This window comes from Pseudomonas bananamidigenes, from assembly GCF_001679645.1.
GTDB lineage: Bacteria > Pseudomonadota > Gammaproteobacteria > Pseudomonadales > Pseudomonadaceae > Aquipseudomonas > Aquipseudomonas bananamidigenes.
In genome coordinates this window covers 74,706-96,939 of record NZ_LRUN01000009.1, presented here as the reverse complement: position 1 = coordinate 96,939, position 22,234 = coordinate 74,706, and the positions used below count along the sequence as shown (strand labels likewise).

Here is a 22,234-nt window from a genome sequence, read left to right as displayed (position 1 = left end):
CTCGCCACAGAGGTCAGGAGCAACACTGCGGAGGGCATGAGATGAGCGCATTACCTTACGCCTGGGCCAAGGCCCAGCGGATTCTGCTGCGCGACGGCGTGCTGACGGTGTGCCCGTCGACGCCGGGCTGGTCGATCAGCGAAGTGCGGCGGCAGTTCGGCGCAGCGAAGCTTGAGCGGGTGCGCGACGACGAACTCGACGGCTTGCTCGCCACGGCCTACGCCGATACCGGCAGCGCGGCGGCGGTGGTCGGCGCGGCGGAAAACGAAGTCGATCTTGACCGCCTGATGCAGGACATGCCGGAAATCACCGACCTGCTCGACACCCAGGACGGCGCGCCGGTGATCCGCATGATCAACGCCTTGCTCACCCAGGCGGCGCGGGACGAGGCCAGCGACATTCACATCGAACCGTTCGAAACCCATTCGGTGGTGCGCTACCGCGTCGACGGCACGCTGCGCGACGTGGTGTCGCCACGCAAGGCGTTGCACGGTGCGCTGGTGTCGCGGATCAAGATCATGGCCCAGCTCGATATCGCGGAAAAACGCTTGCCGCAGGATGGCCGCATCGCCCTGCGCGTAGCCGGGCGGCCCATCGATATTCGCGTCTCCACCGTGCCCACCGGCCATGGCGAGCGGGTGGTGATGCGTCTGCTGGACAAACAGGCCGGACGTCTGCAACTGGAGACCCTGGGCATGGACGCGCAGGTGCTGGCCAGGCTCGATCACCTGATCCGCCAGCCCCACGGCATCGTGCTGGTCACCGGCCCGACCGGCAGCGGCAAGACCACGAGTCTGTATGCGGCGCTGGCGCGACTGGATGCGAGCACCAGCAACATCCTCACCGTGGAAGACCCGGTGGAATACGACTTGCCGGGCATCAGCCAGATTCAGGTCAACGCCAAAATCGACATGACCTTCGCCCTGGCCTTGCGGGCGATACTGCGCCAGGACCCGGACATCATCATGATCGGTGAGATCCGCGACCTCGAAACCGCGCAGATCGCGGTGCAGGCTTCGCTGACCGGTCACCTGGTGCTCGCCACCTTGCACACCAACGATGCGGTGTCGGCGGTCAACCGCTTGATCGACATGGGCGTCGAGCCGTTTCTGCTGGCCTCGTCGATGCTCGGGGTTTTAGCGCAACGATTGGTGCGCAGGCTGTGCAATCACTGCAAACAGGAAGACCCGGCCACGCCCTGCACCTGGCGCCCGGTGGGTTGCGCGGCGTGCAATCACACCGGTTACAGCGGCCGGACCGGCATTCACGAATTGTTCTGCATCGATGACGACATCCGCACCCTGATTCACAACGGGGCAGGGGAGCAGGCCTTGCGTGCGGCGGCGAGCAAGGCCGGGATGTCCAGCCTGCGCGAGGACGGCGAGCGCTGGATCCGCAGCGGTGCCACGGCGCCGGAAGAAATCCTTCGTGTGACACGGGATGCCTGATGAATCGCTATCGTTTTGAGGCCGCCGATGCCAGCGGCAAGATCGAAACCGGTCATCTGGAGGCGGACAGTCAGGGCGCTGCGTTCGGCGTGCTGCGCGGTCGTGGCTTGACGGCGTTGTCGGTGGAGAAGGAAAGCAACGTCGCCCAGCAGGGCGGCGGCGGTTTGTTCAGCGCCAAACTCTCGGATAACGATCTGGCCTGGGCCACCCGGCAATTGGCGAGCCTGCTCGGCGCCAGTCTGCCGCTGGAAGCTGCTTTGAGTGCCACAGTGGAGCAGGCGGAGAAAAAACACATCGCCCACACCCTCAGCGCCGTCCGTGCCGACGTACGCAGTGGCATGCGCCTGGCCGAAGCGCTGGCGGCGCGGCCTCGGGACTTTCCGGAGATTTACCGGGCGTTGATTGCCGCAGGCGAAGAGTCCGGTGATCTGGCGCAAGTGATGGAACGGCTGGCGGATTACATCGAGGAACGCAACAACCTGCGCGGCAAGATTCTCACCGCGTTCATTTATCCGGGCGTGGTCGGGCTGGTGTCGGTCGGCATCGTGATTTTCCTGCTCAGCTACGTGGTGCCGCAGGTGGTCAGCGCGTTTTCCCAGGCGCGGCAGGATCTGCCGGGGCTGACGCTGGCGATGCTCAATGCCAGTGATTTCATTCGGGCGTGGGGCTGGTTGTGTGCTGGCGTCATGGCCGGTGCGTTCTGGAGCTGGCGCCTGTATCTGCGCAACCCGGCGGCGCGCCTGAGTTGGCATCATCGGGTGTTGAAGCTGCCGCTGATCGGGCGTTTCGTACTGGGGCTGAACACCGCTCGGTTCGCCTCGACGCTGGCGATACTCGGTGGTGCCGGGGTACCGTTGTTGCGGGCACTGGAGGCGGCCCGGCAGACCTTGTCGAATGATCGCTTGAGCCTGAGCGTCAACGAGGCCACCGCCAAGGTGCGCGAGGGTGCCAACCTGGCGGCCGCGCTGAAGGTGGAGAACGTGTTTCCGCCGGTGCTGATCCACCTGATCGCCAGCGGTGAGAAAACCGGCGCACTGCCGCCAATGCTCGAACGTGCGGCGCAAACCCTGTCCCGGGATATCGAGCGCCGGGCGATGGGTATGACTGCGTTGCTCGAACCACTGATGATTGTGGTGATGGGCGGGGTGGTGCTGGTGATCGTGATGGCGGTGCTGTTGCCGATCATCGAGATCAATCAGCTGGTTCAGTAGGGGTATGTCTGTTGGTTTGATGTTGATTGTTCCGGCCCTTTCGCGAGCAGGCTCGCTCCCACATCGATTTGCAGCGCCCGCAAACCCTGTGGGAGCGAGCCTGCTCGCGAAGAGGCCGGTCAGAGCAATAAATAATCCAGGTTTTTTTCAGCGGCTTCAGCATCACCCGACCCTCATTCCCCTCATCCTCGGGTTCTCCTTTCTGTCATCTGCAACGGCCCTTCAAGGGCTGTGGCCGGTTCCCTCGAAAAGCCCGCCGCAGACACTCCGCACAACGGCGTAAACACCCGAGAAAATCCCTCGAAAATCAGCCTGCACCTCCCGAGGTTTTTTCCTTTATCTGTCACCGGAAACTGCGAATTTCTCACTGCGACTTAACCACGGACCCCGCTTGCGAAGGTCGGCGGTGAGTCCTCCCAGTGTCATGCAAGTCCCCTGAAAACCTGTGTTCACAACCAACGTTGAAAAGGAGATTCTTCATGTTCAAGCGCACTCTGATCGCAGCTTCCCTGACCGTCGCTGCCCTGGCTTCCGCCCAGGCCATGGCTGCCAACGTAACCGGTGGTGGCGCGACTCTGCCTGCCGCTCTGTACAAAGGCTCGAGCAACAGCATCCTGCCAGCCAACTTCAGCTACCTGGGTACCGGTAGCGGCACCGGCAAGACCGCGTTCCTGACCAACAACTCGGCACTGTTCAACACCACTGGTTCGGTTCACTTCGCCGGTAGCGACTCGATCCTCAGCGCTTCGGAAATCAGCACCTACAACGCCAACTTCGGCGCTTCTTACGGTCCGCTGATTCAACTGCCTTCGGTGGCCACTTCGGTTGCCATTCCATACAAAAAATCCGGTCAGACCGCTCTGAACCTGACCAGCGCTCAACTGTGCGACGCCTTCTCCGGCACCAAAACCACCTGGGGCGACCTGCTGGGCACTTCCGACACCACGCCGATCCGCGTTGTTTATCGCAACGTATCCAGCGGCACTACTGAAATCCTGACCCGTCACCTGAACTCGATCTGCCCGACCAAGTTCGCCACCAACTCCACGTTCACCAACGCTCGTCTGCCAGCCGGTTCGACCCTGCCTTCGACCTGGGTAGGCGTTGCCGGTACTGCTGACGTGGCCACTCAAGTCAACGCCGTTGACGGCTCGATCGGTTACGTCGGTCCGGACGGTGTGAACGCCGCCAGCAATGCCGTGGTTGCTCGCGTCAACGGCGTACAGCCAACCACCGCCAACGTTTCGCTGGCTCTGGGTTCGGCTGCTCTGCCAACCGCCCCTTCGAACCCTTCGCAGTGGGTACCGGTCGTGCCTAACCCTGCCAGCGGTTACCCGATCGTGGCTTACACCAACTTCATCTTCGGTCAGTGCTACAAGGACGCCTCCGTGGCCGCTGATGTCAAAGCCTTCCTGACCACTCACTACAGCAACCCGGGCAACAACGCTGCCACCGTGGCCCACAGCTTCACTCCGGTTCCAACCAACTGGAAAGCCGCTGTGACTGCCAACTTCGTCACCAACACCTCGGGCAACAACCTGGACATCAACAACGCCAGCGTCTGCAACGCTGTCGGCCGTCCTTGATAAGCCTCGCTTCAGCGCAATGAAATGGCAGCAGCCTGCGGGCTGCTGCCATTTTTTTTGGCCGATTTACTCCTCATTCATGAAGTTTGTGTGACATCCGTTCGGTCGTGGCTCTCGCCAACCGCCTATGTCGTAACAGCAGGGGCAAGCCGACCTGCGGCCTCATGTGGCAAACAAAAAGGATCTCGTAGTGATGCTCGCTCGCCCGTCCCGTCGCAGTACCCGTGTCCAGCCCCGGCAGCGCATGGCCGCCGATCCGGCGCTGTGGTTGCTCAAGCCCCTGGCGCAGGCGGTTGCCTTGTGCCTGGTGGCGGGCAGTGCCGAGGCGGCGACGGCGTTCAGTTCGGGATGGTTTGCCGCCAAGGGCGCGGCGCAACAGGCTGCCGCGTCACGCCCGAGTGTGGGCGGACTGCCAGGGATGACCCCACCGCTGGCCCAGCAGCAAAAGGCCAATGCGCAATTGCAGCGTTCGATTCAGACCCTGAACAACACAGTGGCCGCCATTGCCGCCCAACAGGCAGCGCAGGCGGCCGGTCGTTCGGCGGCGCTGGGCACGGCACAGTTTGTGCCGGACGGTCTGGGCGAGGGCGGTTTGAAGGTCGACAACAGCCTCACTCAAGGTTGGCAGAACGCCAAAGGTCCGCAGCAGACGCAGATCGACGGCAAAACCACGGTGACAATCGAACAGACCGCCGACAAGGCGATCCTCAACTGGGAGACGTTCAACGTCGGTCGCAACACCACGGTCGATTTCGCCCAGCAGTCGAACTGGGCCGTACTCAACCGAGTCAACGATCCGAATGCGCGAGCCAGCCAGATTCAGGGCCGGATCAAGGGCAACGGCACGGTGATGCTGATCAACCGCAACGGCATCGTCTTCAGCGGCACCAGCGAGGTCAACGTACGCAACCTGGTGGCCGCAGCGGCCAACATCACGGACATTCAGTTTCGCGAGCGGGGCCTGTATTTCGACAGTAACGGCAGTCAGCCGACGTTCACCGAGGCGGCCGGCAAGGTGCTGGTGGAGCGCGGCGCGTCCATCGAAACGGCCCGTCCTGCCAAATCGACCGATGCCGGCGGTTATGCCTTGCTGCTCGGCAGCGAAGTGCAGAACGACGGCAGCATCGACGCCGCCAAGGGCCAGACCGTGCTCGGCGCAGGCGATCGCTTTTACATCCGCAAAGGCTCGGGCACTGAAGGCAACGCGTTTTCCACGACCTTCGGCAATGAAGTCACGCCGGGCTTCAAGACCGGCAGCGCGGCCGGCAAGGTCAGCAACAATGGCCTGATTCAGGCGGCGACCGGCGACATCACCCTGACCGGTCACGAGGTCGTGCAAAACGGTGTGCTGCTGGCCAGCACTTCGGTAGCGACACGCGGCACGATCCATTTGCTCAACCCGGCCACCGACACCCAGGGCAGCGTGACACTGGGGCAGGGCGGTGCGACGGCGATCCTGCTCGACAGCAGCGACCTGACGGCGCTCGACAGCCAGCATCAAGCCGCGTTGACGGGCGTTACGCCCAACAACAGGATTCGCAGCGATCAGTCGCGCATCGACATTCAGAGCGGCGGTAGCGTCGAGTTCCAGAACGGCTCGATCACTCTGGCCACCGGCGGCCAGGTCGCCGTGGCGGCGCAACGTCGCAGCCTGGTGCGTGATGGTGCATTGATCGATGTCTCCGGTGCCATCGGCGTGAAAGTCGCGATGGAATCCAACAGCATCAAAATCAACGTCCAGGGCAACGAGCAGCGCGATGCTTCGGTCAACCGCGAGAAGGGTGCGCTCAACAGCAATGACATCTGGGTCGATGTGCGTGAGCTGGTCTACGTCCCGGCCGGCACCAACGGTTACGCCACGGATCGCTGGTACACCGCGGGTGGTTTGCTGGAGGTCGGCGGTTACCTCGGTACCCAGGGCCACAGCGTCGGCGAATGGATGGCCCAAGGCGGGCAGGTGAGTTTTGCCGGCAATGACGTGGTCACCGAGAAGGGCTCGTTGATCAACCTGTCCGGCGGCACGCTGGATGTCCAGAGCGGCGAGATTCGCCAGAGCTGGCTGCGCGGTGTCGACGGACACCTGTATGAGGTCTCCCGAGCGCCGGGAGATCTGCTCTACACCGGGCTCTACAAGGGCTATGAAGACAGCAGTCAGCGCTGGGGCCAGACGAATTACTACTACAACCCGTTGATTGCGCCGGCCAGCCGTCGGGAGTCGGGCTACACCGTGGGGCGCGATGCCGGGCAACTGGTGATCGGCACCCGTAACGCCGTGCTCGAAGGCCAGATGCTCGGCGAGGTGTATCAGGGCGAACGCCAGACCCAGACACCGCGTGCCGTACTCGATGGCTATGCGCAGAGTCAGACGGCGCTGGCGCGGCGCGGACAATTGATTGTCGGCAGTTATGACCCGGCGTATGTGGCGGCGTCCGGTGGCTTGCTCTACGGCCTCAATCCGTTGCTCGATCAGGTGCAGGTCGGCGGTGAGCGTCCGGTCGCCGGCAATGATCGGGACCTGACCGCTGCGGTGTCCGATGCACGCAGCGGCAAACTGTTCCTCGATGCCGGGCAACTGAGCGACTGGCAACTGGGCGCGCTGAAGGTCGCGGCCAAAGAGCGAATCGATGTGCAAGGCGCCGTCACTGTCGACAATGGCGGCGACATCACCCTTTACGGTCCGGACGTGCAGGTTGACGCCGGCCTGACGGCCCGGGGCGGCAGCCTGCATCTGGGCAATGTGCTCAATCAGCTCAACACCGATCGCCTCACCGACACCCGGCTCGTCGCACCGACCGGCAAGGCCACTCGCGTGAGCGTGGCTGAAGGCGTGCAACTGGACACTCGCGGTCTGTGGAGCAACCTGCGCACCAACCCGGACGATGCCGCAAGCCTGGCGTATCTGGACGGTGGGTCGGTGTCGATTCGCAGCAGTGGCGACATCGAAGTCGGTGCCGGCAGCCTGCTGGATGTGTCGTCCGGCGGCGCGATTCTGGCCAACGGCAAGACCCGCGGTGGCAAGGGCGGTGACGTGACGCTGGAGGCCGGCGCCTTGTCCGCGTCGGGTGACAGTCATTTGGCCCTGGACGGCCAACTTCGGGGTTATGGTGTGTCCGGCGGCGGCCGTTTGTCACTGCAGACCGGCGATGTGCTGATCGGCCAGACCGAGAAGCCTCAGGCCGATACGGTGTTGCAGCTGACGCCGACGCTGTTTGACAAAGGCTTCTCGACCTACAACCTGATTGGCCTGAACCGGATGGAAGTGACGGATAACACCGTCATTGACGTGTCCATGCCGGTCTATCGCTTCAGCGAGGCGGCCGCCAATCAGGTCAGCGGTGTCGCGCCGCAGCAGGCACTCGAACTGTGGACGCCGCCGCTCTATCAGGAAAACCCGACCAGGGCCCAACTGACCCGGCGTGCCGGGGCCAGCCTGACGCTGCAGGCCGGTACCGGCGAAGTCAGGCTGGTCGATCCTGCGCACACGACCCTGAGCCTCGGCCGGGGCTCGCGCATCAGCGTCGATCCGGGGCAGAGCATCAATTTGCGCGGCGCGGGGCAGATCACCCTCGATGGCGAGCTGAATGCCTGGGGCGGTACCCTCGATATTCGCCAGCAACAGTTCGGTTCGCTCGACGTCGCCGACGCCTCGCAACTGGCTGACAACGCTGCGCACAACCGCTCGATCTGGATCGGCGAACACGCGGTGCTGGATGTGGCCGGCCGCGCGGCCACGGCGGTGGATGCGCTGGGTCGTACTTACGGGTTGGTGGGCAAGGGCGGCACGATCATCGTCGGCGGTGAAATCGATGCGAAAAAAGCCACGGCCACGTCGGCCGATGCTTATGTGATCGTGCGCGAGGGTGCGCGACTGGATGCGTCCGGCGCGCAAGCCGTGCTGGATATCGCCGGGCAGGGGGCGACGCCGATAGCCACCGACGGCGGACGAATCAGCCTGAGCTCCTATAACGGCCTGTTCATCGATGGCAGCCTGCGTGCAGTCGCCGGTGGTGCGGGCGCAGCCGGCGGGCGTCTGGACATCGCGCTGGAGACGCCGATCTACAACCTCAATCTTGCCGCCAATGAAGTGCGTACCCCCAGGGAAATCATCCTCGGACAGGACGCAGGCAAGTCCCTGTTGCCGCCGGATCTGCAGCCCGGTTCCGGCGCTTCAGCCTTGCAATACGGTCGTGCCCGCCTGGGCGCCAATCAATTGATGGCCGGCGGTTTCGACAACCTGAGCCTGTTGAGCAACGGCTTGCTGTCGTTCGACGGCGATGTCGATCTGCACAGCCGCCAGAGTCTGAGCCTGTATGCCGGCGCATTGGCGTTGGCCGACGGCGCCAGAGACAATGCGCGGATCAACCTGTCAGCGCCGTATCTGCGATTGTCGGGGACCGGCAAATACTTCGACGCGCCGGGTTACCTGCGCCCGCGGGTCATGAATACGCCCACGACCCATGTGGCACCCGCCACGTTCAACGCCACGGCGGACTTGCTGGATCTGGGCAACAGCCTGTCGTTCGGCACGGCGGGAACGATTGCGTCACGCAACGGTGCGGCAATCGAGGTCAGTCGGCGTGGCTTTGATCAGGTGACTTTGCACAGCCGGGCTGATCTGCGCTTCCTGGCTCCGACGGGGTACACCACCAAATCAGAGTTGTGGACCCCAGGAGACCTGAACCTGCAAGCCGCGCAAATCTATCCGGCCAGTGATGTCACTGCCGAGGTGCGGGTCGGTTACCAGAGCGTGCACCCGGGCGCCGACCCGGCGCGCACCTTGCGCATCACCGGCGCCGGGAACGCTCCGGTCGCCCTGCCTTACTCGGTGTTTGGCGACCTGACGCTGGCTGCCGGGCACATCGAGCAGGGCGGCATTGTTCGTGCGCCGCTGGGCATGATCCGCCTGGGTGACGAGACCGTGGTCAATACCCACGACCTGCATTTGTTGCCGGGCAGTGTGACGTCGGTCAGCGCGAACGGACTGGTCATGCCCTATGGCGGCACCACCGACGGCATCGACTATCGCTACGCTGGCAAATCGGTTGTGCTCAAGGGGATTACCGCAGAAACCGCCGGTGTAACGCTGACTTCGCGATACGTCGATGTGCAACAGGGCGCCTTGATCGATTTGTCTGGCGGCGGCGACCTGCGAGGGGCCGGATTTGTGTCCGGGCGCGGCGGCTCTACCGATGCACGCTTCAATCCGCTGGTACGCAACGCTGCGGACGGCACGTTCAGTTTGCCAGGCCTGGCCAGCAACCCGGTGTACGCCATCGTGCCCGGCAATCAGAGTACCTACGCGCCGATGCTCGCCGAAGCGGGAGCGGTTGATCCGCGTATCGGCCAGCAGATCACCCTCGGGGCCGGCGTGCCGGGGCTGGCGGCGGGCACCTATACGCTGCTGCCTTCGACGTTCGCCTTGTTGCCGGGGGCGTTTCGGGTCGAGGTCAACGGCCAGGCCGCACCGGGTGTCACGCCTGGCGCGTTACCCTTGCGCAATGGTTCATGGACCCTCTCGGGGCTGATGTCGATCGCCAACACCGGGCTGCGCGACAGCCTGGCCAGCCAGGTCATCCTGACCTCGGCCGATGTCGTGCGCCGCTATTCGCAGTACAACGAAACCGGTTTTACTCAATTCATCCGCAGTGACGCTGCACGGCGTGGCGTACCACGGGCGTTGGCACCGATGGACGGCAAGTCGCTGAATCTGTACCTGATGTCGGGCGCCGAGCAGGGCATTGCGCTGGATTTCTCTGGACAGGTGTTGTTCAAACCGGCCACCGGCGGCGTGGTCGGGACGGCGGTGGTGAGGGGCGCACGCGATGTGGAACTGCTCGGCGACGGGCATCGGCGTACCGAGGGGTTCAGCGGTGTGTCGCTCTATGCCGACAGCCTCAACAGACTGGGTGCAGGCCGTCTGACCCTCGGGGCGCAGCCGACGATCGATTACAACACGGCTGGCAACATCGTCTCGTTCATCGGCGACACATCGAATATCAGCTTGCGTGAGGGCGCCGTGTTGTCTGCGCCTGAAGTGCTGCTGCGTACCACCAGTACCGGTGGCCGCATCAGTCTTGAGGCCGGCTCGGGGATCAACACCCTGGGGCGCGGCGACGTACCGTACGATTCTTCCGCAGGCTTTACCTATGCGCCGGGCACGGCAGGTCTGCTGGTGGTCTCGAACGGCTGGACCAATGTGCTCGCGCCGTCGCCGTCGACCCCGACCTCTGGCGCGGGGGATATTCGCATCGGCAACTGCCCGACGACCGCCTGCACCAACCCGACGCTGCTTTACTCCAAGGGCAGCATCACGGCGGCCACAGACAAACGGTTCGAGCTTGATGAAACGGTACGCTTCGGTACCCGCCATCTGACGCTGGCGGTGGGCGCGATCAATGCCGGCAGTGCCGAAGCCTTGAGTGCCGCCGGGAGTCGCGTGCCGACCGGCCTGACCCTGAATCAGAACGTGCTCGACCGGCTGTTGCGCGGCGACACGCAGTTCGGCGCTCCGGCATTGGAGACGTTGAGCCTGACCAGCCGCGATGCATTCAATTTCTATGGCAATGTCACTCTCGATACGCTGGATCCGCAGACTGGCGTGAGCAAACTGCAAAATCTGATACTCGGCACGCCGGCCATTTACGGCTTGGGTGAAGCCACTGACGTGGCGAGCATCCGCACTGCCAATCTGGTGTGGAACGGTGCCACGCAAGCGTCCGCTGCTGTCATCAGCGGCGGCGCGGGCACCGGACAGGGCACGCTCGACATACAGGCACAACGCATCGAGTTCGGTTACGGGCCCAATCCGCAGGCCAGTGGTCTGGAGCAGAACGATCGCCTGGTGCTGGGTTTTGCCAACGTCAATCTGACCGCCAGCGACCGCATCACCGCCAACCACAAAGGCAGCCTGGCGGTGTATCAGGCGCAAGGTGCTTTCGATCCGGTCCAGGGCTATGCCTACAGCGGCGGCAACCTCAACCTGCGCACCCCGTTGCTGACGGGAGAGGCGGCCTCGGTGAATCTGCTCAAGGCCGGTAACAACCTGACGCTCACTGGCGGCGGTACCCCGGCTGCGGCCAATGCCCTCGGCGCGGAACTGACCCTCGATGCGCGCAATGTCACGCTCGACAGTCGCATTGCTCTGGCCAGCGGCAAACTGGTGATCAAATCGACAGAAGATCTGACCCTGAACAGTGGCGCGTACCTGGATATGGCCGGGCGTGCCCTGGCCTTCAACGATGTGAACAAGTACAGCTGGGGCGGTGATGTGGCGTTGTACAGCAGCCACGGCAATATCCGTCAGGCTGCGGGCTCGCTCATTGACCTGTCGGCGCAGAACAATCAGGCCGGCAATCTCAGCGCCATTGCCCTGGGCAGCGATGCCGGAATGGTCGATCTGCAGGGCCGGATCCTCGGCGCCAGCAGCGGCAGTTATGACGCAGGCGGCACGTGGGTGCCGTACAAGGCCGGTGGCGTGGACATCCGCGCGCAACACTTGAATGGCGATCCGAGCCAGCAATTCGCGGCCCTTAACCAGCGTTTGAACGCAGGGCAGGTTTTTGGCAGCCGCAGCCTGCAGCTCAAGCAGGGTGATCTGTTGATCGGCAACGGGCTCAGTGCCGGTGAGGTTAATGTCTCGGTGGACAACGGTAGCCTGACCGTCGCAGGGCTTGTCGACGCGAGTGGTGCAAGGGTCGGTTCGATTCGTCTGTCGGCGAAGAACGGCCTGACGTTGACCGGCAGTGCTGTGCTCGATACCCATGGCCGTGTGTTGCGGGTCGACAGCTACGGAAAAATCATCGATGCACCGAACCGGGCGATGGTCGAGCTCAACTCCGGCGACGGCAGGCTGACACTGGGGACCGGCGCGCGGATCGATCTGCGCCATGGCACCGAGGCTGCTTCGGGGCCATTGCCCGGGCAATCCGATGGATTGGCGCGCGGTACGCTGGAACTGAACGCGCCACGTCTGGCTGGCGGTGACATCGCCATTGATGCCAGCGGTACGCTGGACATTCAGGGCGCCCGTTCGATCGGGCTCAATGCCATGCGCCGTTACAGCGATGCCAGCGACGGTACAGACCCGGCGGCCAGCGGACGTCCGTATCAGGTCATCGACCAGGCCTACCTTGACCGTATCCATGGCGACAGCACGGCATTCATCGATGCCGCGTTGCTCAACAGCAACCTGCTGCAGAACAAACTGTCCGGCCTGAACAATGCCACCTATGCCGATGCCTTCCATCTGCGGCCGGGCGTCGAGATTGTCAGCAAAACCGCTGACGGTGATCTGGTGGTGCAGGGCGATGTGGATCTGTCCGGTTACCGCTATGCCAGTCTGAATCCGCATACGCAGAAAACCGCAATCCATGGCTCTGGCGAGTCAGGCAGCCTGGTGATTCGTGCCGGCGGCAACCTCGATATTCACGGCAGCCTCAATGACGGTTTTGCACCACCACCCGAGACGGTCGACGATGCAGGCTGGAAACTGTTGCCGGGGATTCAGCCGTTCGGCGGAGATCTGGTGGTGCCGGGGGCTGGCGTCACATTGGCTGAAGGCACGCTGTTCCAGCCGGGCGTCACGCTGAACTACGACGTGCCGCTGCAAGCGACAACCCTGGCCGGTGGCACGTTGTTGCCAACCGAGGCGACCCTGGCCGCACCTTATACGCTGGGCGCCGGTACGGTATTGGCAGGCGCAGTTCACGATGCCTCGGGTCAGCTGCTTTATGCCGCTGGAACGCTGTTGACCGACAGCGTCACATTGCCGGCCGGCAGTCGCCTTGGCGCGGGCATTCGCTTGAATGGCGTCACCTCTGTCGAAGCGATTCGCTGGCCCAAAGGCGTGCCGTTGCCGGGGAGCGTCGAAGCCGGTACCAATGCCATCAAAGGCGTGCGCTTGAGTGGATCGCTGGCATTGCTGCGCGGTTCCTTGATTCCGTCGATGACCGATGTGGTGCTGGCCGATGGCACGGCTTTTATCGAATTGCGGCCATTGAACGGCAACCAGCAGGGGCGCAACTGGGCCGTTGCCAGCCTGTTGCCGGCCGGCAGCGCGTCCTGGTCGATGCGGGTGGTGGCGGGGGCCGATTTGGGCGCCGCCGATACGCGTGCGATCAAGCCGGTTTCCAGCGACGGCAATCTGCGTCTGGCCGACACGCATTACGGGCTCAAAGTCACTGAAAAACCACCAACCCTGGTCTGGGGTGAAGGCAACCTGGGTGGTTTCACCCCGGGCGATCCGGTCCCTGACGAGCTCAAGGAATGGTGCGACTGGGCACCGAACTCCTGCGTTTCGGCACCGCGATGGACCTGGGCACCGGACAACTGGATGGGCATGCCCCCGGGGTCAGCGATAAGCGATGACGACGTGCTGGCCTGGTGTGGGCCTTTCCCTGAGCTGTGCGTGGAAAACAAACCGGGCATTACCGTCAAGACCCGCACACAAATGTTCAGCGTGCTGCGCACCGGCACCGGGGATCTGGACGTGCTCGCCGCCGGCAATCTGAGCATGGATTCACCGTTTGGCGTGTATACCGCCGGCACCCAATCCGAAGAGATCGATCCACGCTTCAACCAGCCGCGCGGACGTCTGTCGGACAACGGTTCGGTGCTGGGCAGTGCCGGCAGCGATTACGAGCGGTGGGTTACGGGCAACGACAGTCTGTATCAGGCTTGGTACCCCCGGATGGGCGGCAACCTGACCATCAACGCCGGTGGTTCTGTTTCGGGGGATGTGCTGGGGCGGCGTGGCCCTTCGGCAACCCTGGAAACACCTGAAGAAGTGCCAAGTGTGGCGGTGGGCAACTGGCTCTGGCGCCAGGGTACCGGCAACAGCGATGTGCCGACGGCGTGGTGGATCAACTTCGGCAGTTATGCGACTCAGCCGTTGCCTGACCAAGGCGTCGATACCGGGCCGTTCCTGGTTGGCTTCACCGGTTTCGGCACGTTGGGTGGCGGCAACATCAGCCTGCGCGCAGGTGCCGATGCGGGCATGCTCAAGGCGTTGGGTGAAAATTCCAACACCAATCTTTATCCCCGTGGTCAAGGCTTGATCGTGGCGGTCGGGAGTACCGGGCGCGTCGGCGAGGATGGGCGGCTGCAATTGACCGGTGGCGGTGACATGGACATCCGCATCGGTGGTTCGCTCAATCCGTCGTTGCAGGCCCGGGCCGGCAATAATGGCGTGGCTCCCCCCCGACACGACCTGCAAGGCGCCTTGATCAACCTGCGCGGCGCTGCACGACTGACCGGCGCAGCGCTGGGTGGAATCAATCTGCAGTACGGCGCAGCATCCTATGTGCAGGACCCGCGCGAAGTCCGACCGTTTGACCCGTTCACATCCACCGCTGGCAGTGCTTCCGGCGGCCTGGTGCTGATCCCTGGCGACTCGGGCATGAGCCTCAATACCCGCGGCGATCTGGTGTTGGGTGGCGCGGCGGACCCGGGTCGGGTCCGGTTGCAGAACTCGACGCCGTTCTCCACCGCTGACGGAGTCGTGCGCGACGGGGGCGGATTGAGTGGTTTCTCGCTATGGACCGACCACACGGCTATCGATCTGTTTTCGGCTGGCGGCAACCTGACGCCAAGTACACAACTGGGCGAGGTCGACGGACAGGGCCCGGTGATCGGGCGAAACACATCGCCTACCGATGGGCGCTTTGTATATCCGTCGATTCTGCGTGCGGTGGCGGCCCAGGGCTCGATTTATGCCGGGCCGTCGGCGACCTACATGCAAGGCAGCGGATTTTTGCCGGCGACGGCGTACTCGTTGTTGCTGGCGCCCTCGAAGGCCGGGCAACTGGAGCTCCTGGCGCAGGATTCGATCTATGCCGGTGGCTATGCAATCAATCAGTCGGGTGCCAGTCCGTCGGCCATCGCTACGCCATTCGCACCGGCCTTCAATGGCTACGGTAACAACACTTCAAAAACGCCGGTCATGACCAACCGTGGCAGTGACGGGGTTTCACCCGATAAAAACCTGCGCTATCCGCTGTTTGCTTTCGATGCCAACAGTTACTCGGGTTTGAGCGAGGTGCAGGCGCCCGCACGGTTCTATGCCTTGACCGGTGACCTGGTGGGGGTGCGCAGTGGTGAAACGCTGACGTTCAATCTGTCGAAACGGACCTGGTACGAAGCGGCAGGCCCGGTGTGGATGCTGGCGGGGCGCGATATCGTGGCGTCGGGCACTTTCCTCGGCAACCCCACGACCGTGCCCAACGCCGAGATGGGCGTACCGGTAACAGAAAGCATCACTTCGACCGGCAACCTGTTCGTGCATGACGATCCTCGGGATGTTTCGCGGGTTTCGGCAGGGCGTGACATCCTTTACAGCAGCTTCGATATCGCCGGTCCCGGCGTCCTGGATATCAATGCCGGGCGCCATATCCTCATGGAAGACCGTGCCAGCATCACCAGTCTCGGCTCGCTGGTGGCGGGTGATCAGCGACCGGGCGCCAGTGTGGTGTTGCAGGCCGGTGTGGGGGCACAGGGGCCGGACTATTCGCGGTTCATCGCCCGCTACCTGAATCCGCAGAACCTTGCCGACCCGAATGCTTCCCTCAATGGGCAACCGGGCAAAGTGGTCAAGACTTACCTCGACGAACTGCAGAGCTGGCTGAACCTCGGCTATGGCTTCAGCGGCAACGCCGAACAGGCGCAAGCGTTCTTCGCTGCGCTGCCGAGTGCCGAGCAGGCGATCTTTGCCCGCCAGGTGTATTTCGCCGAGCTGCGCGCCGGTGGCCTGGAGTACAACGATGTCGACGGCCCGCGCAAAGGCAGTTATCTGCGTGGACGTAACGCCATCGCTTCGTTGTTCCCGAGCACCGATGTGGCCGGCAACCCGATCCGTTATGACGGCGATATCACTCTTTATGGAGGCGCCGGGGTCAAGACGCTGTTTGGCGGCGATATCCAGATGCTCACGCCGGGCGGTGGTCAGGTGTTCGGCATAGAAGGCGCCGCGCCGCCGTCCACGGCGGGCATCATCACCCAGGGTTCGGGGAACATTCAGCTGTATTCCCGGGACAGTATCCTGCTGGGGCAGAGCCGGATCATGACCACCTTCGGCGGTTCGATTCTGGGCTGGTCCGCCGAGGGCGACATCAACGCCGGTCGCGGTTCGAAAACCACTGTGGTCTATACCCCGCCGAAACGCGTGTACGACAGCTGGGGCAACGTGACCCTGTCGCCCTCGGTGCCGAGCACCGGTGCCGGTATCGCCACGCTCAACCCGATTGCCGAAGTGGCCCCGGGGGACATCGACCTGATCGCGCCGCTGGGCACTATCGATGCGGGCGAAGCGGGGATTCGCGTCTCGGGCAACGTCAACATCGCCGCGCTGACGGTGGTCAATGCCGCGAACATCTCGGTGCAGGGCAAGGCGACCGGTGTGCCGGTGGTTTCGGCGGTCAACACCGGGGCGATCACATCGGCCAGTTCCGCGGCGTCGTCGGCGACTCAGGCGGCGGAAGACGTCGCCCGTCAGCAGCAGGCCGCGTCACGACAGAACCAGGCCTCGGTGTTCACCGTGCAGGTGCTGAGCTTCGGCAACGAACAACTGGCCCCGACCCGCGATGGCGCCAGCCGCGCACCGACACCGGGCTACAACCCCGACAGCCCGGTGCAGGTGTTGGGCGCCGGAGCCCTGGATGAACAGGCGAAACAGCAGCTGACCGAGGAGGAGCGGGGGCAGCTGACGTTGTAAAGGACTCTCGTGCAGTACGCTTCGGGCGGCCATTTGGCCGCCCTTTTTTTAGGTTGATGAAGTTGGAGGGTATTTTTGTCGGGCGTGAAGCACCCTCAGTATTTTGATGTGGCCATTCACTCGATAGACCAGCAGATAGTTCGGGTGAATCACCATTTCGCGAGTGCCAGGTACTCGGCCAGGCCGGTAACCATAAGGTATTGATGACAGTCGCTGTGCTGCGACACCCACCTTGCGTCTTAGCGAAATGGAAGCGTTGGTGTTGTGTTGCTCGATGTATTTGAAGATGTCAGCCAGTTGACGCGAGGACTTGCTGCTCCATTCAAGCAGCAGAGCGGGGCTTCCTGCGCATCTCTTCCAGCATCTGGTCGAGCATTGCCATAACGTCATCATGGGGAATGCCCGGGCTGGGATCATCAAGTGCCTCCTGAACCTCGGCACGAAACCAGCGATCGTAGCTCTCTGCCTCTTCTTCGGATTCGAAGTCAGCGTAAAACGGGGAATGCAATATGCTCATAGTGATCTCCGTGATCAATCTCGGCAGTTTAAGGGGGAATGGCCCATTGTCGTCACTGGCAGACGATGCACCCCATGAGCCCTCGAGGAGCCACGAGGCAGCGGGACCCAGTATCTGCAAGTACCCCCATTGAAATCTGCCGGACGTTTCCCACCGTTGTCCGGCAATCTCGACCGCCGCTGTAGGCCAATTCCACCCCAGTATTTTTCAGCTTTTCCGGCTACACATTCAGGCGCGCTTTCCTACAAATACGCTCAAAACGCATAGGGAATACTCACCTTCGCCCACAACATGTCCCCCTCCGGCCGGTTCTCCACGTCGAACTCCCTGGCCCAGCGGATCTCCGCGCTGGCGTACTTGAGGAAGGTGAGGTGCAGCGCCGGGCCGATGGCGAAGACCTTGCCGCGTACGCCATCGTCGACATCCTGACCGGCGAACTGCACGGTATGGCCGAACTGTTTGTCGTCGGTGGTCTGCTTCAGGTAGTAGCCGTTGACGCCGAGCATCAGGTCGTCGGTGATCTTGTAGCTGGCCGAGTAATCGAAGTGGAAGATCTGCCCGGACTTGTAGTCGGTGTCCTTGTTTTTCTCGTTGAAGCTGTAGGTGGTCTTCATCGAGATTTCGGTCTTGTCCGTCGGCAGCCAGGTGAAGGAGAACAGCGGCTTGTAGGTGTAGAAGTTGTTGCTGGTGTTGGCCAGCCGATCGACGCTGTATTCGCCGGTGGGCACGGTGATTTCCACGGCGGCGCCGAGGGTCAGGTTCTTGCCCATGTCCCACAGGATGATCGGCGCGAAGGTGGTATCGCCCATGCTTTCGCGGGTGTCGCTCTGACCGAATACCGAGACTTCCTGCTTCAGCCATGGCTGGGCGATATAGCCGGCGAGACGTCCGCCGAACACCCGCACCGGGCTCAGGTAGTCGATGCGCGGGATGACCGCCGTGGATTCGATCTCGACGTTCGGCACCTTCCCGCCGAATGAGCTGATGTTGAGCTTCGTCGCCTTGTAATGGTTGTAGTAGAGGTTGAAGGCAACCATGTTTTCGGGAAGGTTGTCGACGTCCAGCGGCAGCACGAAAAAACCGTCGGTGCCGGTACCGATGTTGTCGACGCCGGCTTCGGTGGCCAGGGCCGGCAGGGTGGCGGCGCAGCCAAGCAGGCTCAGCGCCATTCGCACAGGAAGTGTCGCGCGGTTCGGGATCATGTCTGTCCTCATTATTATTGTGTTTGAGCGCACTGCCGGCGCGCAGGGCGCCCGGCCACTATAGAAATAAGCCCTTGGCGCACACCGGGGCAGGGTATTGGCGGACACGGAAGGGGGCTTCTGCGGACAGTCGATCAACCCTGTGCTAACTTCCTTCGACATAACCGGTAACAAAAATAACAATTCAACGTGATCCGGAATGTCAGCCGCCATGAACGAAAAACTCCAAGACCCCACCTTCGATCTGGCGCTGGTGTCGCCTTTTCTGTTGCAGACCCTGGCCGAAGTCGTCGCCGGCAAGGGCATCGAGCCGCAAAGCCTGTGCCGTGGCCTGGGCTTTGACGTCGAGGATCTGCAGGATCCGTCGCAACGCATTTCCTACCGGCAGGCCGTGGCCATGATCCAGCGTGCGCTCAAGGCGGTGCCCAATCAGGGGCTGGGACTGTGGGTCGGTGCGCAGAACGTGCTCGGGACTCTCGGTCTGCTGGGACACGTGCTTTCGCTGTGCAAGACCCTGCGCGATGCGTTCGAAATCGGGGTCCGGCATCAGCACACGTCCGGCGGGATCGTCGTGTCCAGCGTCGATGTAGTGGGCGATCAGATCTACCTGGATGTTGAATGCCGGCTACCGTTTGCCGACGTGCAGGTGTTTGCAGTCGAAGAGTTTTACGCCAGCCTGCTGGTCTACGGCCGGGCGCTGGTGGGTGAGGCGTTCAAACCGATTGCCGTGGAGTTCGTTCACGCCGCCCCGGACTACGTCGATGAATACCGGCGGCTGCTGGGGCCGGACATACGCTTCGGCTGTCTGCACAATCGAATGCTGATCGACGCGCAGTGGCTGGATGTGAACCTGCCCAACCATCATTCGCTGGCGTTGCGTCAGGCGGTCAAACTGCTGGAGCTGGAGGCGGCGCAAGTCCATCGGAAACTCGATCTGATCCAGGCCGTGGAACGCGCCATTGCCCGGGATCTGAGCCGGGGCAGCCATATCGAGAAGATCGCCGGTGACCTGAACATGAGCAGCCGTACCTTGCGTCGGCGCCTGACCGAGCATTCATTGACGTTTGAGGCATTGCTGGAACAAGTGCGTCAGGCGCGTACCATGAGCCTGCTGACCAATCCCGACATGTCGATTGAGCGCATCACCGAGGAAGTCGGCTACAGCGACGTGCGCAGTTTTCGGCGGGCGTTCAAGCGCTGGACGGGGAAGAGTCCGAGTGTGTGGCGCAGTGCTTCGATTTGATCTGAGACCCATGGCCCTCACCCCAGCCCTCTCCCGAAGGGAGAGGGGGCCGATTCGGGGATATTCGAGAGATACGCCGACCTGAAAGCTTTTCAGCGAATCCATATTCAACTCTGTCTTTCTCTTCGGTGTACTTCTCACAAACCACTCGGTCGGTCCCCTCTCCCTCTGGGAGAGGGCTAGGGTGAGGGGAAGCTTTTGACGCCAATCAATCCCACACAAACCCTCCGCCTACAGTTAAACTCCGCGCTCTTTCCCAAGGAGTTCACATGAGTTACTACCAGCCGGGCATCCTCGCCACCCCAGTTCCGCCGCAAGCACGTCACCTGTTTTTCGCCCTCGAGTCGGTTGAAGCGCTGCCGCAGGCGATCGACAACCTGCTGACGCTGGTGGACGGCAAATCGGCGGTGGTCGGCTTCGGTGAATCCCTGGTCAAGGCCCTGAACGTGAACATCGACGGCCTGCGCAGCTTTCCGGCGCTGACCGGCGTCGGCGTGGAAAACCCTTCGACCCAGCACGCCCTGTGGGTCTGGCTGCACGGCGTCGATCGTGGTGAACTGCTCAACCGCAGCACCGCGCTTGAGGCCGCACTGGCCCCGGCGTTGCGCCTGGTGCAGATGCAGGAAGCCTTCCGCCACAAGGACGGCCATGACCTCACCGGTTATGAAGACGGTACTGAAAACCCCCATGACGAAGCCGCCATCGCCGCCGCACTGCAAAGTGAAGGTGCCGAGGGGCTGGTCGGCGGCAGCTTTGCCGCGATCCAGCAGTGGCAGCACGACCTCAAGGGCTTCCATGCATTGTCCGCCGAAGACAAGGACAACATCATGGGCCGTCGCCTGAGCGACAACGAAGAGATCGATGACGCCCCGGTGTCCGCCCACGTCAAGCGCACCGCCCAGGAAAGCTTCGCTCCCGAAGCCTTCGTCGTGCGCCGTTCGATGCCGTGGATCGAAGGTGAGCGCGCCGGCCTGATGTTCCTGGCGTTCGGTTTCTCCCTCGATGCCTTTGAAGCGCAACTGCGGCGCATGAGCGGTCTGGAAGACGGCATCACCGACGGCCTGTACCGCATCAGCCGGCCGATCACTGGCGGCTATTACTGGTGCCCGCCGTTGCAAAACGGCCACCTCGACCTGCGCGCACTGCGCATCGGCTGAAGCGCAAGCATGAACGTGGTGCGCTGGGGCATGATCGGTTGCGGCAGTGTCGCCGAACGCAAGAGTGGACCGGCCTTCTACAAGGCCCCCGGCTCGGCGTTGGTGGCGGTGATGGGGCGCCGCCTCGAAGCCGTGACCGATTACGCCTCGCGCCACGGCATCGCCCGGACTTACACCGATGTCGATGCCCTGATCAATGACCCCGAGGTGGACGCGGTGTACATCGCCACGCCACCCGACAGTCACCACGCCTATAGCCTGAAGGTCGCCGCTGCCGGCAAACATTGCTGCGTGGAAAAACCGATGGCGCTCAACGCCGGGCAAAGTCGCGAGATGCAGCAGGCGTTTGCCGACGCCGGTCTGCACCTGTTCGTGTCCTATTACCGCCGTTCGTTGCCGCGTTTCCAGCAGGTTCGGCAATGGTTGGAGCAGGGGCGTATCGGTGAGGTTCGCCACCTGAGCTGGACCCTGACCAAGGCACCTTCATCGAAGGATCTGGATGGCAGCGCCAACTGGCGCACTGATCCGGCGGTGGCTGGTGGCGGGTATTTCGCGGATCTGGCCAGCCATGGTTTCGACCTGTTCCAGTACCTGCTTGGCGACATCGTTGAAGTCGCCGGTTTCACGGCGCGTCAGGCCGGGTTGTACGCGGCGGAAGATGCGGTGAGCGCCAGTTGGCGATTCGCTTCGGGTGCGCTGGGCACGGGTTGCTGGAGTTTTGTGGCGGACCGGCGCGAGGATCGGGTCGAGGTTATCGGCAGCCAGGGGCGGATCGGTTTTTCGGTGTTCGACGAGCATCCGGTCGAGTTACATGGCGATGAGCACATCAGCCTTGAAATCCCCCATCACGAACACATTCAGTGGCATCACGTGCTGGGCATGAACGCGCAGATTCGCGGTGAGTCGCAGCATCCGGCAGTCGCCGCCGAGGCTCTGAAGACCGATCGGGTCATGGATCAGATTCTCAAGCGCCAATAATTCCCCAGACCACACCGTCCCCCCTGTGGAAGCGAGCTTGCTCGCGATAGCGTACTGTCAGTCAATAACTTTGGTGACTGATACACCTCTATCGCGAGCAAGCTCGCTCCCACAGGGTATGGTGTTGCGCATCTAACCTTATGCTCATTCGGTATTTCTCAAGCTTGTCATAACGTCTCTAAGATC

10 protein-coding genes are annotated in these 22,234 nt (G+C 62.8%); 7 read left to right on the top strand and 3 right to left on the bottom strand.

Annotated features, from left to right (window positions below):
• The first annotated feature begins 41 nt into the window (after positions 1-41).
• The 4 genes from gspE to BBF94_RS04605 all read left to right on the top strand — a co-directional run bounded on the left by gspE (position 42) and on the right by BBF94_RS04605 (position 16,951).
• On the top strand, positions 42-1,448 hold the full coding sequence (gene gspE, locus BBF94_RS04620) for a type II secretion system ATPase GspE (RefSeq protein ID WP_065257869.1): 1,407 nt from the start codon (positions 42-44) through the stop codon (positions 1,446-1,448).
• Positions 1,448-2,659, top strand: coding sequence for a type II secretion system inner membrane protein GspF (gene gspF, locus BBF94_RS04615; RefSeq protein ID WP_065257868.1), 1,212 nt, complete (start codon positions 1,448-1,450; stop codon positions 2,657-2,659). The genes gspE and gspF overlap by 1 nt, the downstream gene beginning before the upstream one ends.
• Positions 2,660-3,138: 479 nt before the next feature.
• The gene (locus BBF94_RS04610; RefSeq protein ID WP_065257867.1) at positions 3,139-4,245 is read left to right on the top strand and encodes a substrate-binding domain-containing protein; all 1,107 of its coding nucleotides are present in this window, start codon (positions 3,139-3,141) and stop codon (positions 4,243-4,245) included.
• A 193-nt stretch (positions 4,246-4,438) separates the two neighbouring features.
• On the top strand, positions 4,439-16,951 hold the full coding sequence (locus tag BBF94_RS04605; RefSeq protein ID WP_065257866.1) for a filamentous haemagglutinin family protein: 12,513 nt from the start codon (positions 4,439-4,441) through the stop codon (positions 16,949-16,951).
• 48 nt (positions 16,952-16,999) lie between these two features.
• Here the strand turns inward: BBF94_RS04605 and BBF94_RS27015 are convergent, their stop codons facing one another.
• From BBF94_RS27015 to BBF94_RS04595, 3 genes are all read right to left on the bottom strand, one after another.
• The gene (locus BBF94_RS27015) at positions 17,000-17,341 is read right to left on the bottom strand and encodes a type II toxin-antitoxin system RelE/ParE family toxin (RefSeq protein WP_141676549.1); all 342 of its coding nucleotides are present in this window, start codon (positions 17,339-17,341) and stop codon (positions 17,000-17,002) included.
• Positions 17,274-17,468, bottom strand: a complete 195-nt coding sequence (relB, locus tag BBF94_RS04600) for a type II toxin-antitoxin system RelB family antitoxin (protein ID WP_065257865.1) — start codon at positions 17,466-17,468, stop codon at positions 17,274-17,276. Before relB ends, BBF94_RS27015 begins: the two co-directional genes overlap by 68 nt.
• A 254-nt stretch (positions 17,469-17,722) precedes the next feature.
• The gene (locus tag BBF94_RS04595) at positions 17,723-18,637 is read right to left on the bottom strand and encodes a SphA family protein (protein WP_404820918.1); all 915 of its coding nucleotides are present in this window, start codon (positions 18,635-18,637) and stop codon (positions 17,723-17,725) included.
• A 244-nt stretch (positions 18,638-18,881) separates the two neighbouring features.
• Between BBF94_RS04595 and BBF94_RS04590 the strand changes: the two genes are divergently transcribed.
• The 3 genes from BBF94_RS04590 to BBF94_RS04580 all read left to right on the top strand — a co-directional run bounded on the left by BBF94_RS04590 (position 18,882) and on the right by BBF94_RS04580 (position 22,048).
• A complete protein-coding gene (locus BBF94_RS04590; protein WP_065257863.1) occupies positions 18,882-19,913 on the top strand; it encodes an AraC family transcriptional regulator in 1,032 nt (343 codons plus the stop codon).
• A 269-nt stretch (positions 19,914-20,182) separates the two neighbouring features.
• Entirely contained in the window at positions 20,183-21,070 is an 888-nt protein-coding gene (locus BBF94_RS04585; RefSeq protein ID WP_065257862.1) for a Dyp-type peroxidase, read from the top strand.
• 9 nt (positions 21,071-21,079) lie between these two features.
• Positions 21,080-22,048 carry a Gfo/Idh/MocA family protein gene (locus tag BBF94_RS04580; protein WP_065257861.1) on the top strand — a complete coding sequence of 323 codons (969 nt, stop codon included), beginning with the start codon at positions 21,080-21,082 and terminating at the stop codon, positions 22,046-22,048.
• The last annotated feature ends 186 nt before the right edge of the window (positions 22,049-22,234 follow it).